This is a genomic window from uncultured Oscillibacter sp., assembly GCF_947654275.1.
In the GTDB taxonomy this organism is placed as follows: Bacteria; Bacillota; Clostridia; order Oscillospirales; family Oscillospiraceae; genus Oscillibacter.
Genome location: NZ_CANTJS010000012.1, coordinates 16977 through 31475 on the forward strand (window position 1 = coordinate 16977; position 14499 = coordinate 31475).

Consider the following 14499-nt stretch of genomic DNA (forward strand, 5'->3'; position numbering starts at 1 on the left):
CGCCGGGGACGGCGGCCCCTCTCTTCCGAAACCGGGGCGGAACCAAGCCCGCCCCCCCTCCTGATAAAACGCGCGAATGGACACGCCCCTTCGTAAAAAAGCACTTGAATTTTCCGGAGACATCCTGTATAATAGCAGAGGAATTTGCCGGTGTGATGGAATTGGTAGACGTAGCGGATTCAAAATCCGCCGCCAGCGATGGCGTGTGGGTTCGAGTCCCACCACCGGCACCAAGTTTCGTCGACAAACGAGATGCAAGCAAAAATCCCGCACCGAAGTGCGGGATTTTTGCTTGCATATTTTTTGTCAATGCAACTTGGTGGACGGTACAGGACTCGAATTTTTAGCCCCTACTTGTCCAACCATGCGGGATTTTGCCGGAAATGCCCTGATTGCAACGGTTTGAGCCGGGTTGCCTTTACCAAACCGTACCACCTGATTTAACGTGTTTACCAACCTGTTAAGGGAAAAAATAAGGGTACAGCCGCCCACGCGGGGGAACTGCACGGGGCCACGGGAAGCCGTGGCTTCGCTTTTTGCCTGGATGAAACCAGTCCTCTTGAAGTGCACTTTTCAATGAGCCCGGGGAGAAAACAACCCAGATCATTAGAGCTGTTTCCTCTCTGTTTCCGACCAAACCTACATATATGATTATGTGGGATATCGGGACCATGCAACATAATGTGCCCCATCGTCATTTTTGAATACTTCACAATCTCTCCAAGCTACTTTATTACTTACATTACCTTCACCAGTAGCAACCAAAGTATATTGATAAAATGTATACGGGCGACTACAGGCATATATATAGTGTGTGGATTCTCCGTTTTTATCCAATTGTACAATGACATCACCCGGGCGAATATTGGTGAGGTCAATTTGGTAAAAAGGAAGCGTATCATTGGGACCAAAAATACGATAGTCGCACATAGCTACAAATCCGCCGCAAGCGTAAACGCTACTAGTAGCAGTTATGTATTTATACATTAAGGGGTTAATCTGCGGACTGGTACCATAGTTATTATACAAAGTTCCATTAACCGTGGGCTCGGCCCAAGAAGTACCACTTGGATATTCTTCTTTAATTTCCTCTAAAATTGCCAGAATGTTTTCCTCTGTAATAGGTTGGCCATTAGCAAGGGTTTGTATACTAGGCGCTTTCGGCTCTGTGCCAGCCGAAATCTCCATCACGCCAGCAGTCTCGCCGCCGTTGCTCTGAACATAGTCCCGCAAGCGTCCAATGACCACGGCGGCCTGTGCCCGGTTCATGGAGTTCTTAGGGCCAAAGCTCCCATCCCCCTGCCCGGTCAGTAGGCCCAGGGCATAGCAGACAAGCACTCCTTTACGGCAATTGTATTCAATATCATTAAAATCACGGATAGAGGCCATTGCCGCGCTCTGTTCCTGTACGGAGGGAATCCCCGCCCCCTTATCCACCAACAGATTATACATACACAAGGCCATATCTTCCCTGGATATGGCTTGCCCACCAGAACTGACCGTACCTAACTGCCGCCCGGTATATTTCAAAATACCGTGCTGGTTCATAACCGTTTCCCCCGCGCCAGAGCCGGAGTATGCCGCCAGCTCCCCAGGGTAAAAGGCACGGGCCAGCATCAGAGAAAATGCCGCATAAGATACCGGGCCGGAGGGCTTGAAGGTTCCATCCGCATACCCTCCCACAATGCCGTCCGCAACCGCCTGGTTAATCTGTTCATAGGCCCAATGGGATGCCGGAACATCCGAGAATCCCGCCGCGCTCACCGGGACCGCCAGCCCCAGGCAGAGCGCCAGGGCCAGCATCAGAGATATGAACTTTTTTCGCATGGTTTCTGATTCTCCTTTATCATGTAGTCCAGCAAGCTCCCCCAGAGGGGCGGGGAAAGCTCCCCGCCCTGGGAACCTGCCGGAAACATAAAGCGGTGCCGAGCTTATGAAACCCAACACCGCCAGAAAAGCGAACGCACGGCCCTTTCTCCGCTCTTGCAAATGAAACTCGAAACGGATATAATAAGCCTGTGGTGCAACATCGTTGCTGTGCTGAGTGGGCTAATCACTCGTACAGGGCCGGGGGGTGGTAACGACACCTTCCCGGCCTGCCGCAATATGTCTCCGTACTGACATTGTAGCTCCAAACCGGAGGAAAAGCAAGGGCCGCGTGGCAAAAAAGTGAAAAACCGCAGGGACGTTTCTTGAAGTGCACTTTGCAATGATTGCCAACGGCGATCATTGCAAAGTGCTTTTTCTTTTTACCCGTTAGACCTCCAACATAGGGAGTAAGCAGTCCCCGCAAAGAATATGCACCGTTTTCGTTGCCCGGACGCTCTGCCCGCATTTGGGACAAACCAGCTTGCGGGTGCTGGAAGTCCTGCCCGTAACAGGTGCCGGACCTCCCTTTGCGCCCGGTCCTCCCACGCCCCGCATGGAAAAGCCGTCCCGGCGGTTCATCATAATGTCGTCCCAGCCCTGGGAGATAATGAACTCGATAAGCGCGTCCGTGGGTTCCGTGACACTCCACCCAATGCGTTTGTCATAGGAGATATGGAGGTCCCGCGCCTCCGCCGCATCCCGAAAGCGCTTGTTGTGGTAGGTTCCGCCCCGGCTGGTGTCCTGAATCCCCACCTGAAGGTTGAACAGGTGGACCATTTCATGAAGCACCGTAGCTGTCACGTTCTCGATGGGCCTGTCCAGGGTCCCGGCCCCGATGTTCAGTTCATGCCGCGCTCCCCCGTCCGCCCTCTGCCACGCCTTGGCAACGGTTACATGCCCGTAGGCCCTGGGAGTACTCTGGATAGTGATAACCGGCTCTTCAATCTGCCCCTCAAAATAGTGCTCATTCAAGGCCCGGAAAATCTTTTCCAGATACCCCGCCGTCCGGCTGGTCTTAATCGTCTGCTTCATAGTCCGTTCCTCCCATAGTAAGAAAGTGGTGTCAGCAAAGCTCGCTCGCGAGCTTTGTTGATACCCGTCCCCATGCGCCCGGAACAGGGTCAGGGGTGGAGCGGAGCGGAAAGCAAAAAAATTTCCCAGGCTCTTCGGAACCTGGGAAACTTTTTTGCGGCCCTTGACGCTGGGCCGGGTGCATGGTATCTCCCCCGGTCTGTATCGGGCCGCATGAGACCGTTCCGGTCCATGGGGGATTTTTCTTTTTGTCCAAATGAGAGCTTGTAACCAAACTGTAACAAAAAATTTTGCAAAAACCGCCTTTTTTCTGGAATCGTTTTTTGCCCGTTGGCATTAAACAAGGGGTACGAGATTTCCGGCAGAACTTTTTGACTGATTCATCCTGTCGCCCGTACATAGAACGGGATATTGGCAATGCCGCCAAATTGACAAATTGCCGTGTTGAAACGTGCATAGGATGAACCCATGAGATGCCAAATCTCGACTAACTTCGCCCCGCTCATGCGGGAGCCTAATTAAAAGGAGGGTATTCTTATTATGAATACGCTGAATTTTTTGAAACTGACCTTTGATGTCAGTTCCCTGGGCCAGGAGGCCCTGCTGACAGCTGTACGGCCCTACTACGCCTATGTGGACGGCGCAAAGACCGACAAGGTAGAGGGCTACAAGTACACAACTGTCTACCCCGCGCACAGCTTCGGAAGCCTGGATATTAAGATTCCGGGCGAAAAGAGGCTGGATGTCCTCGCTTCCGAGTATATCCCGGTGAAATATGACGGCTTGGCCGTGAAATTGTACCGGGATAACAACGGAAAGTACCAGCTGACCGCCAAGGCGGAGAATATCCGCAAGGCCGAGGCCAAGCGCACTTGACAGATGGCATCGGCGGCGATTGTCCCCCCTGGCGGGGAGGCCCAACCTCCACGCCAGACCAGGGGGACAAGCCCCACCGATGCCGGGTGTAACGGTGTAACCCTGCCGCAATCCCTCCGGCACCAGCGGCACCGCTTCTACCGCCCCCCACCGGGCGGCGTCTTGGGGGGCGGTGTAAAGGGTGTAAGAAGCCAAAAATAAAAGAAAGGAGTTCATATGGCCAAACATTTAGAAATCGTACTTTATGCTGAAGATGGCTGGAACGATGGAAAAATCGAATCAGTTGTCCAGAGCAAGCAGTCCGTCAAGCAATACGCCTATATCCTCCATGACAAGGACCTGGATGACGACGGACAGCTCAAAAAGCCGCATTATCACCTGTATTTGAATTTTGGGCAGAACAATGTGCAGTTTGAGCACGTTGCCAAATGGTTTAACACATCGCCCAATAAGGTAGAGCGCATCAAGACCAGCAAGCTCTTTACCATCCAATACTACCTGCACAAGAACGAGCCGGGAAAGCATCAATATCCCCTGGAAGCTGTCCAGGCAAACTTTGATGTCGCCGCTTTCCTGGAAGGTGCCAGCAAGAAGGCTTCCTTCCAGAAAATCCTGGAACAGTGCGCCGATGGGACCATTACCCCGTATAACTACGAGGACTACATTGACCCGGTTACTTATGCCAAGCACGGGAATCAAATTGCCCGCGCCTGGGACTATGCCGAACATAGTTGGGGCAAGAAAGCCGATGGCCGGAGAGACTGCAGGGTCATCTGGGCTTACGGGCAGTCCGGCGTAGGCAAAACCACTGTCTGCCGCCTGTATGCGGAAAAGCTGGGCCTGTCTGTGTATCTGACCGCCACCGGTGCGGACCCCCTGTCTCATTACTGCGGACAACCCGCCCTCATTCTGGACGATTTGCGCCCCAACCCCAAAATATTCACTTATGAGGCGCTTCTGAAAACCCTGGACCCGCATCATAACGCGCCAGTCCATAGCCGCTACCGTGATAAGACCCTGCAATGTTCTCTTATTTTTATTACGACCATTGAACATCCCCGGGATTTTGTCTCAGAGTACAAACTTCCCCTGAAAGACAGCGCGGTACAGCTTTACCGCCGCCTTGATGAAATTTGGGAGGTCACGGAGAACACCATCAGGGCTGAAAAATACGACCTCAAGCATAAAATCTTTTCGCCCTTCTTCACCACGGAAAACCCGTTAAAGGTCTATCTGCGCGAACTGGCTGCAGATCCTATGCGGGTCTGCAGTACGAACATCTTTCGGCAGATTGAAGCAGACAGCAAGAGCCAGCTTGAGATTGAGGGCGTTTTACAGCCCAGCGCGTGTACCAAAGAAACCACCACCAATGATGAAACTGAAAATCTACCGTTCTAAAGGAGGTACAATTTATGCAAAAAAATAATACCAACCGCTTTGACGAGCTGGCTATGGAGACCCAGCTCCGCACCGCCAAAGTCCGCCTCCGGGCCGGATTTTCCGCAATGCGGCGGCACCCTGCCCGTATCGCGGCAAGCATCCTGTACTTTGCCCTGCTTCTGCTGTTTCTGCGGAAGTACCCCCTGCTTCTGGGCCTGGAACCCCTGATTGCCAGGCTCACCGCGCCGCTCATTTGGATTTGCGTCCCGCCCCTGGCCCTGGTCCTGTATCTTCAACTGGTAATGCTCAGCGCAATGCCCCGCCACGCAAAGGAGCTGTCCCACGATATGTACCGGGCCGGACTGGTCAACCGGGCAGGGGAGCCGCCTGTGGTGGTCTCTGAAGAGGGCAGTAAACTCCTGGTCCTCTCCGGGGGCATCCCCCTGGCAGACTTTTCCGACAATCAGGACAAGCTGGAAGCCGCTATCAACCGCCGCATCACCCGCATAGAGGAAGGACCAGACAAGCGGTTCATCCAGCTTCATACGGCCCCAGGCAATACCAAACTCCCAACCAGGACGGACCTCCCCAAACTGCCGGAGGACAATTCCGTGATTGCCCTGGGCCAGACGTTGGACGGCCCTCTCACCGTGGACCTTGCCGTTACGCCCCATATGCTCATTGGAGGCAGTACGGGAAGCGGCAAGACCTACTTGGTCAAGTCTGTCATTGCCCAGGCGTTAGCCAAAGATTACGAGGTCTACCTGATAGACCTGAAGGGCGGCGTGGACTTTCCCCGCGAGTGGCAGGGGGACAGGTGCAGTTATGCCGATAACCGGGAAAACGTGTTGTCGCTGCTCTCTCACCTGACCCACACTTTGTACTCCCGGAAGAGCACTTTTCAGGACCGGGAACCCCCCTGCGCCTCTCTAAACGAGTTCAACAGCCTCCTTCCAAACAAGGCCATGCCCCGTATCATAGTGGTCTGTGACGAGATTGCCGAGCTGACTGACACAACAGGCCTGGACAAACCCAACAAAGAACTGGTGACCGCCATTATTGGACAGTTGAGCACCCTGGCCCGTCTGGGCCGCGCCTTTGGGATTCATCTGGTATTAGCTACCCAGCGGCCTGATGCCAACGTCCTCCCTGGGCAAATCAAGAACAACATTGACATTCAGATTTGCGGACGGGCAGATTTGGTCCTCTCTCAAATCATTCTGGACAACGGCGATGCCGCCGCTCTGCCAAAGGACATCCCCGGCCGCTTCCTCTGCAACCTGGACGGCGGCACCCTTTTCCAGGGCTACGCGATTGAAAATGCACTTTCACAAAAAGGGGGCGGCCTTCCATGAGCTTCAAATCTTATGATGAACTGCCTGTACTGCTGACCGTATCGGATTTAGCGGACGTTCTGCAAGTCAGCCGGAACAAAGCCTACAGCTTGGCCCGCTCAAGATCACTATGCGCGCTGCGTGTAGCTGGTCAAATCCGTATTGAGAAGCAGGCTTTCCTGGATTACATCCAGACCCTGAAAGAGACTGCTTGACATCACTTGACGTTAGCCCACGCGGGGGATATACTTGTAAACGCAGTAATTCCCCCGCGTGGCATTTCAAAGGAGGTTTTAGATACATGCCACGCAAGAAATCCATGGGCCGTGCCGCTAATGGCAACGGCTCTATCCGTAAAAGAACCGTAACGAAAAACGGCAAGGAATACACTTTCTGGGAGGCCCGCGCAACCGTTGGCTACGACCCCGGAACCGGAAAGCAAATTCAGAAATCCATTACCGGAAAGACCCAAAAAGAGGTCCGGCAAAAGCTCTCCAAAATTATCACGGAACTGGACGAGGGCACCTACAAAGTCCCCAGTAAGATTACCGTGAAAGAGTGGTTGGAAAACTGGCTGACAGATTATCTGGGAGACGTGAAGCCCTCCACGGCGCTTCTCTACCGCCAGCAAGCGGAAATGTATATCATTCCCCGGCTGGGTTCCTTGAAGCTGGAAGCCCTGACCTCGGACCAAGTTCAAAAGTTTTACAATGAGCTTTTCCGGTCCAAGGAGGACGGCGGCAGGGGACTTTCCGCCAAGACGGTCAAGAACGTCCACGGCGTTTTTCACAAGGCGCTGGAACAGGCCAAGAAAAACCACGTTCTGAGGTTCAATCCCTCGGACGCTTGCGAACTGCCCCGGATTTACAGACAGGAAACCAAGCCTCTGAACCGGGAACAGGCGGCGGCGTTCCTGCGGGAAATCCAAGGGCATACCCATGAATACCTCTTTCAAATCGCGCTGTTCACGGGTATGCGCCAGGGTGAGCTTTTAGGTTTGAGCTGGGAAAATATCGACCTGGACCATGGGACCCTGACCGTCAAGCGCCAGCTCTGCCGGGAAAAGAAAAAGGGCGGAACCTATTACTTTTCCCCGCCCAAGAACAATAAGAGCCGTGTTCTGACCCTGGCTCCCTCGGTTGTCCGGCTGTTCCGCTGGCAGAAGCTGAAACAGAACGGGGACCGGCTGAAAGCTGGGGAGGCATGGGAGGAAAGCGGTCTTGTGTTCACCAATCCTACCGGGGGCACTCTTTCCTATCGGACGGTGTACGACTGCTTTAAGCTCGTTATGAAAAAGCTGGGTATGTCCAGTGTCCGCTTCCACGATTTAAGGCATACCTATGCGGTATTTGCTCTTCAAAGCGGGGATGACATTAAGACGGTGCAGGAAAATCTGGGACATGCTACCGCCGCCTTTACCCTGGACATTTACGGTCATGTTCTGGACGAGATGAAGCACGCCAGCGCGTCCCGCATGGAAAAGCTGATTCAGGGCTTTGCCTCCGGGCAGACGGATTCCGGTTTAGCCATTTCCAACGCTTGAACCCAATAAGGGAAAAAACAAGGGAAACCGCCTCCAATCGGATATGAAAAAACCTTAGAGCCGTTGCGGCTCTAAGGTTTGAATCTGGTGGACGATACAGGACTCGAACCTGTGACCCCCTGCACGTCAACGCCAGAATGCAATTTTTTGCAATATTTTTTGGTTGTTTTTATTCATTTCCGCTCCGAATCATTTGTTCTCTGACACTTTTTAGGCGTTGATTTTCCACTGTTTCCAGCGGCATCTGTGGCTGGTTGTGTGGTCAGATTCATAGTATGACCCAGCGGCCCTTCCGGCTGGAGCCCTCCCTCTTGATGGTTCCATTCTCTTACAGCTCTTTCAAAATTCGTAAAATCGTGTTTTTTGAAATGCCGAAATCCTCAACCAACGTACGCACTGTTACCTGTGGATTTTCCTGGATCGCAGAGAGGATCAACTGCACTCTCTCAGTACGGCGGTTCGGTGCAGCTTTTTTGGTCCCACTTTTGGTCCCATCTTTGGTCTCATTTGAGGGCAGAAACTGAGGGTGAATGAAGATCGTTGTGCAGAAAGACAGACGCTCAGGGTCCGTCTCAAAGATCGGCTCCGGGGACCCATTGCGCTCCAGTGCGTTGAGGATCATCCGGAACCCCATGTTCCGCCCCTCTGTCAGGTGCATTTCTTTCAAGAAATCCCCGATACGGCGGTTGCGGTATCTCCGGTTGAAGACCCGGTAGGTCCGCAGGCCCTCCTCGGAAATGGACCGATCTGCTCCCGGATGGCTGACGATCTCAATACGGTCAGGGAGGATGCGAACTTCAATGGGCTCCCGCACGTCGTACCCCTTGTGATACACTGCGTTGCAAAGGCTCTCCTCGATTGCCGCATAGGGATAATTGAAGAATCGTTCCGCCTCTGCCCTGTCCGGAAATTTGATTACCCGCTCCTGAATCACGCTGTTCCGAATATATTGAAGTGCCTCCCGCAGCTGCTGGTGAAGCGGTCCCTTGAACGTCTTTTCGATAATCTGATCTCCACCCAGGTCCTCCGGAAACTGGACCACATCAATTTGGGCATACGGAAAGAAATGATCAGGCTCCAGACTGAAGAACATCAGCCCCACATTCTTCGGCTTGGTATACTCCGGCAGGGTGTTCACGATGTTCATGCTCCGGCACAGATCAAGGAAATCCATATGCCTGGATTCCTCGTACAGGGAACTCTCCACCTCTTTGAGATACGCCTGAATCAGCGTGAGGTTCAGATCCGCAATGTCCGCCTCGTGGTTGACACGGTCATCAAAGGGGACATTGTTGGCAAGGTTATAGAGATCCCGTTTCTCCTCCTCGGAGGGTATGATGGTGCTGGACATTTTCCGGATGTAGCTGATACGTTCCTTCTCCCCTTTGGCCATCGACTTGGGGGAGGAATACGGACGCAAGTATCCGCCGGGAGCCCATACCACAATGAATTTCTTTTCCTGGTAGTCCACCACCTCAACGATGGGCAGATATTCCGGCTGGATACGCTTGCACTTGTTGAGCATATCCTTCAGATAACCATCTACCTTGTCTACGGGGACGCCTTTTAGAGGATGAACCGGCCTGCCGTCCTTCTCCTCAACGCCGATGACGAGGTAACCGCCGCCCCAGTTGTCAATATCATTGGCAAAAGCGCAGATGGTTTTGAGTGATGCCTCGGCATCCCTGGTCTCCTTAAATTCGATTCTGGCCCACTCAACGGCATTTCCGGCGAGTAAGGTCTTAATGTTGGTCGGTACTGCCAAGGCACATCCCTCCATTCTCAGCAGATGTATTGGATATCCATTTTACCCTATTGCTGAATCTTATACAAGCACTTTCGGGCGTACCGGCAAAAGTTCTTTGCCGGTACGCCCTTGTCGATTGCACCTGTGTATACAAAGAGAACCGCCACAGAGCGGATTGATCTTATAGCATCATCAAAAAAGGCACCAATATTTGACAGAGGTAGTATAACGGAAACAGGAGATGATAGTATACTGCACAATGAAGCACGGAAGTTACTGGTAGAAGGGTATGAGGCAACCCATGATGCGGAAGGGATAGCAAAGGCATATTCCGTGAGCAAATGGACGGTATACCGGCTGACGGAACAGAAGCGGAAAACAGGCAACGTCAAGCTGCGGACCAGCCAGCGTGACCGAAAACCGGTTCTGACAGCAGAGGACAAAGAAAATATCCGCGACTGTATCGATGCGGATCCAGACATCACAATAGAAGAGATACGGGAGAAGCTGAATCTTTCCAACAGCTATTCTACGGTGGAGCGGACAATCAACGCAACGGGCTATACGTTGAAAAAGGAATCTCTCTACGCAAGTGAGCGTGACCGTGTTCGATGTGCAGGAAAAGCGCAGAGAGTGGAAAGAAACCATAACGCCTGAGATGGTGGAACACTTGGTATTTTTGGACGAAAGCGGAGTCAACACGGATTTGACCCGCCTTTATGAGAGAGCGCCCTCCTCCCAAAGGGCGGTGGATCATACCCCTTTGAATACGCCGCGGACAACGACGGTTGTTTCTTCCATTCGTCCGGATGAGGAAAAAGCGTTTACAACATACCAGGACGATACAACGGGAGAACACTTTGTCCAGTATTTGAAAGAGACGCTGTTCCCAACTCTTCGGCCAAGCGACATCATTGTGATGGACAATATGCGTTCCCACCATGTCAAGGCCGTCCGGGAAATTCTGGAGGCAAAGGGCATGAAGGTACTGTACCTTCCACCCTACAGCCCTGATCTCAATCCCATTGAGAAAATGTGGTCCAAGATGAAAGCCATCCTTCGCAAATGGAAGATGCGCTGCTTGGACCAACTCTCTGACGCTATCCAGAGGCCCTCGCTTGTGTTTCTCAGCTCGACAGCTTACACTGGTTCCTTGCCTCTGCTTATTGTTAAGGAAGCACTGATTAAATCCCCATACGCATCTTCACGTCATAAATTTCCGCTGATCCGCGTCAGAAAACCTTGAAATCCGTCAGGATTCCAGCGGTTTCCTTCCTTGTCAGCAAAAATTTCTGACGTAAATCTGCGCACGTTGATTTAATCAGTGCTTCCTTAATATTTTTGACGATTGCTATAGAATATTTACGCCAGCGCGTCCTTCATCCGCCTGACATAGCGCCCCACATGCTCCGGAGCGTCTTTTCCATACCGCTCCAACAGCTTGATGATTGCCGAGCCCACGATGGCTCCGTCGGACAGCGCCGCCATTTTCCCGGCCTGTTCAGGGGTAGAGATGCCGAAGCCGATGGCACAGGGGATGCACGTGTTTTCCCGGACCACATGGATCATTGCGCCCAGATCGGTTGTGATCTCGCTTCGGGTCCCGGTGACACCCAGGCTGGAGACTACATAGAGGAACCCCTCCGCCTCCCGGGCGATTCTGGCGATCCGGTCCGCCGAGGTGGGTGCCACCAGGGAGATCAGATCCACGCCGTACTTCCGGCAGGCGGGCGCAAACTCGTCCTTTTCCTCAAAGGGCAGGTCGGGCAGGATCAGCCCGTCCACGCCGGTGTCCCGGCAGGCGGAGGCAAACCGCTCCGCGCCGTAGGAGAATACCACGTTGGCGTAGGTCATGAAGACCATGGGGACCGCCACATCCCGCCGCAGGTCCCGCACCAGGTCAAAGATTTTGTCCGTGGTCACGCCTCCGGCCAGGGCCCGCATGTTGGCCCCCTGAATGACGGGTCCCTCGGCGGTGGGATCGGAGAAGGGAATGCCAAGCTCAATGAGATCGGCGCCGTTCTCCACAGCGGCCCGGACACAGGCGGCGGTGGTCCCCAGATCCGGGTCTCCGCAGGTGAAAAATGGGATGAACGCCTTGCCGCCGGCAAAGGCGGAAGCGATGTTACTCATGAAGATCCTCCCCTCTGTATCGTGCGATGGCGGCAACATCCTTGTCCCCGCGGCCGGAGATGGTAACGGCGATTATCCGGTCCTTCCCCATTCCGGCGGCCAGCTTCATGGCATAGGCCAGGGCGTGGGCGGACTCGATGGCCGGAATAATCCCCTCCGTGCGGCTGAGATACTCGAAGGCGTTCACCGCCTCCTCGTCCGTAATGGGCACATACTCGGCCCGGCCCGTGTCGTGGAGCCAGGCGTGCTCGGGGCCGATACCGGGATAGTCCAGCCCGGCGGAGATGGAGTACACCGGCGCGATCTGACCAAACTCGTCCTGGCAGAAGTAGCTCTTCATGCCGTGGAAGATGCCCTCCCGGCCGGTGGCGATGGTGGCGGCGGTCTCGAAGGTGTCCACACCGCGCCCCGCGGCCTCACAGCCGATCAGGCGCACGCTCTTGTCCTCGATAAAATGGTAAAAACTGCCCATGGCGTTGGACCCGCCGCCCACGCAGGCGACCACCGCGTCGGGAAGGCGGCCCTCTTTTTCCAGCATCTGCGCCTTGAGTTCCCGGGAGATCACCGCCTGGAAGTCCCGAACAATTGTTGGGAAGGGGTGGGGGCCCATGACGGAGCCCAGGCAGTAGTGGGTGTCGTCAATGCGCCGGGTCCACTCCCGCATGGCCTCGCTGACCGCGTCCTTCAAGGTGGCGGTTCCGGTGGTGACGGGGACGACCTCCGCCCCCAGAAGGCGCATCCGGTAGACGTTCAGCGCCTGCCGCCGGGTGTCCTCCTCCCCCATGAACACCACGCACTCCATGCCCATGAGGGCGGCGGCGGTGGCGGCGGCCACGCCGTGCTGCCCCGCGCCGGTCTCGGCGATCATACGGGTCTTGCCCATCTTTTTCGCCAGCAGCGCCTGCCCGAGCACATTGTTGATCTTGTGGGAGCCGGTGTGGTTGAGGTCCTCCCGCTTGAGGTAAATCTTCGCGCCGCCCAAATCGCGGGTCATTTTCTCCGCATAGCAGAGGCGGGACGGGCGGCCCGCGTACTCATTCAGCAGGCCTGTCAGCTCCCGGTTGAACGCGGGGTCGGTTTTATAGAAATCATAGGCCCTTTCCAGCTCGATCACGGCGTTCATCAGCGTCTCCGGGATATATTGCCCGCCGTGGATGCCGAAGCGTCCTTTTGACATGGAACATCAGTCCTTTCGTGCGGCGGCGACCGCCGCGTGGATTTTCGTGAGATCTTTCTTCCTGTCCGTCTCCACTCCGCTGGAGATGTCCAGGCCGTAAGGGTGAAGCCGCGCGATGGCGTCCGGGATGTTTTCCGGCGTCAGCCCGCCCGCCAGCAGCCAGGGACGCGCCGCGCCGTCCGCCAGAGACCAGTCAAAGGTCTCCCCGGTCCCATACCCGTTGTCCAGAATCACCAGATCCGCCGGGGAGGCGTTGGCGGACGCCAGGTCTCCGGGAGAACGGATTTTGAACGCCTTCCACACCGGATGTCCCGGCGCGGCGGCGCGGAGGGCGGCGATATACGCCGCGTCCTCGTGGCCGTGGAGCTGGGCAATCGAGAGCGTTCCATCGTTCAGCAGCGCGGCGGCGGCCTCCAGCGGCTGGTCCACGAACACCCCCACCGGAACGACCGCGGCATCCAGTTCCCGCCGCAGTTCCCGAACCCGGTCTGGGGAAAGGCTGCGGTGACTCTGGGAAAAATTGATGATAAAACCGCACCAGTCCGGCTTCACCTGATTGACGTACCGGATGTCCTCGGGGCGGTACAGACCGCAAATCTTGATTCTGATCACCGCGCCGCCTCCCGCATTTCGCGCAGCAGGGCTTTTGGATTCCCGGCCCGCATGAGGACCTCACCCATGAGCGCCGCGTCCGCGCCGATGCGCCTCAGCGCCGCCACGTCCTCCGAAGAGGTCACGCCGCTCTCCGCCACATAGACCCGGCCGGAGGGGATCAGGTCCCGCAGGCGGGCGGCGTTGGAAAAGTCCACGGAGAAATCCTTCAGGTTTCGGTTGTTCACGCCGATGATCCGCGCCCCCGCGCTGACCGCCGAACGGACCTCCGTTTCATCGTGGGCCTCCACCAGAGCGGCAAGGCCCAGGCTTCTGGCCAGCTCCAGGTACTGGGCAAGGGTGTGTGTGTCCAGCAGCGCGCAGATGAGCAGCACCGCGTCCGCTCCCAGGAGCCTTGCCTGATAGATTTGGTATTCATCCACCGTGAAGTCCTTGCGCAGCATGGGGATCGATATTTCCCGGCGGATGGACCGGAAGATATCGTCCGAGCCCAGAAACCATTTCGGCTCCGTCAGACAGGAGACCGCGTCCGCTCCCGCGGCCTCATAGGTCCGGGCGATGTCCAGATAGGGAAACTCCTCCGAGATGACGCCCTTTGACGGCGAGGCCTTTTTGACCTCACAGAGGAAGCTCATCTCCGGCTTTCGCAGGCGGGAGAGGAACCCGTCCCCGTCCGGAGGCCGGCTGCCCCGCTCCCGGCACAGCTCTTTCAGCGCCTCCAGGGGCAGCGCTTCCCTGTCCGCCGCCACGCGCTCCCTGGCGTGGGCGGCAATGGTATCCAGGATTGTAGCCATGG

Annotated in this window: 14 protein-coding genes and 1 tRNA gene; 8 read left to right on the forward strand and 7 right to left on the reverse strand. The window is 55.4% G+C overall.

What is annotated here, in order from left to right; all coding sequences use genetic code 11:
* The first annotated feature begins 146 nt into the window (after window positions 1-146).
* Window positions 147-233 (forward strand) — tRNA-Leu (locus Q0063_RS04810).
* Between the two features lie 418 nt (window positions 234-651).
* Here Q0063_RS04810 and Q0063_RS04815 read toward each other — a convergent pair.
* Complete coding sequence (locus tag Q0063_RS04815) at window positions 652-1827, reverse strand: S-layer homology domain-containing protein (RefSeq protein ID WP_297870845.1); 1176 nt, start codon at window positions 1825-1827, stop codon at window positions 652-654.
* Between the two features lie 429 nt (window positions 1828-2256).
* Window positions 2257-2901 (reverse strand): SprT-like domain-containing protein, encoded by a 645-nt coding sequence (locus Q0063_RS04820; protein WP_297870846.1) that lies wholly within the window; start codon window positions 2899-2901, stop codon window positions 2257-2259.
* Window positions 2902-3441: 540 nt separating this feature from the next.
* Between Q0063_RS04820 and Q0063_RS04825 the strand changes: the two genes are divergently transcribed.
* The 5 genes from Q0063_RS04825 to Q0063_RS04845 all read left to right on the forward strand — a co-directional run bounded on the left by Q0063_RS04825 (window position 3442) and on the right by Q0063_RS04845 (window position 8034).
* Window positions 3442-3777, forward strand: coding sequence for a hypothetical protein (locus Q0063_RS04825; RefSeq protein WP_297870847.1), 336 nt, complete (start codon window positions 3442-3444; stop codon window positions 3775-3777).
* Between the two features lie 216 nt (window positions 3778-3993).
* A complete protein-coding gene (locus Q0063_RS04830) occupies window positions 3994-5175 on the forward strand; it encodes a Rep family protein (protein ID WP_297870848.1) in 1182 nt (393 codons plus the stop codon).
* A 14-nt stretch (window positions 5176-5189) separates the two neighbouring features.
* Window positions 5190-6512, forward strand: coding sequence for an FtsK/SpoIIIE domain-containing protein (locus tag Q0063_RS04835; protein WP_297870849.1), 1323 nt, complete (start codon window positions 5190-5192; stop codon window positions 6510-6512).
* A complete protein-coding gene (locus Q0063_RS04840) occupies window positions 6509-6706 on the forward strand; it encodes a helix-turn-helix domain-containing protein (protein WP_297870850.1) in 198 nt (65 codons plus the stop codon). Before Q0063_RS04835 ends, Q0063_RS04840 begins: the two co-directional genes overlap by 4 nt.
* A gap of 86 nt (window positions 6707-6792) precedes the next feature.
* The gene (locus Q0063_RS04845) at window positions 6793-8034 is read left to right on the forward strand and encodes a tyrosine-type recombinase/integrase (protein ID WP_297870851.1); all 1242 of its coding nucleotides are present in this window, start codon (window positions 6793-6795) and stop codon (window positions 8032-8034) included.
* A gap of 328 nt (window positions 8035-8362) precedes the next feature.
* Here the strand turns inward: Q0063_RS04845 and Q0063_RS04850 are convergent, their stop codons facing one another.
* A complete protein-coding gene (locus Q0063_RS04850; protein ID WP_297870852.1) occupies window positions 8363-9799 on the reverse strand; it encodes an RNA-binding domain-containing protein in 1437 nt (478 codons plus the stop codon).
* Between the two features lie 126 nt (window positions 9800-9925).
* On the opposite strand from Q0063_RS04850, the gene Q0063_RS04855 reads away from it, so the two are divergent.
* Window positions 9926-10438, forward strand: a complete 513-nt coding sequence (locus tag Q0063_RS04855; protein ID WP_297870853.1) for a transcriptional regulator — start codon at window positions 9926-9928, stop codon at window positions 10436-10438.
* Entirely contained in the window at window positions 10374-11027 is a 654-nt protein-coding gene (locus Q0063_RS04860) for an IS630 family transposase (RefSeq protein ID WP_297870854.1), read from the forward strand. Before Q0063_RS04855 ends, Q0063_RS04860 begins: the two co-directional genes overlap by 65 nt.
* A 116-nt stretch (window positions 11028-11143) precedes the next feature.
* Here Q0063_RS04860 and trpA read toward each other — a convergent pair whose 3' ends face one another.
* From trpA to trpC, 4 genes are read right to left on the reverse strand one after another with little or no spacing between them, the layout of a single operon-like run.
* Window positions 11144-11914 (reverse strand): tryptophan synthase subunit alpha, encoded by a 771-nt coding sequence (trpA, locus tag Q0063_RS04865; RefSeq protein WP_297870855.1) that lies wholly within the window; start codon window positions 11912-11914, stop codon window positions 11144-11146.
* Window positions 11907-13091: a tryptophan synthase subunit beta gene (trpB, locus tag Q0063_RS04870; protein ID WP_297870856.1), complete on the reverse strand. Its 1185-nt coding sequence runs from the start codon at window positions 13089-13091 to the stop codon at window positions 11907-11909. Before trpB ends, trpA begins: the two co-directional genes overlap by 8 nt.
* A 6-nt stretch (window positions 13092-13097) precedes the next feature.
* On the reverse strand, window positions 13098-13703 hold the full coding sequence (locus Q0063_RS04875; RefSeq protein ID WP_297870857.1) for a phosphoribosylanthranilate isomerase: 606 nt from the start codon (window positions 13701-13703) through the stop codon (window positions 13098-13100).
* Complete coding sequence (trpC, locus tag Q0063_RS04880; RefSeq protein ID WP_297870858.1) at window positions 13700-14497, reverse strand: indole-3-glycerol phosphate synthase TrpC; 798 nt, start codon at window positions 14495-14497, stop codon at window positions 13700-13702. Before trpC ends, Q0063_RS04875 begins: the two co-directional genes overlap by 4 nt.
* Between the last annotated feature and the right edge of the window lie 2 nt (window positions 14498-14499).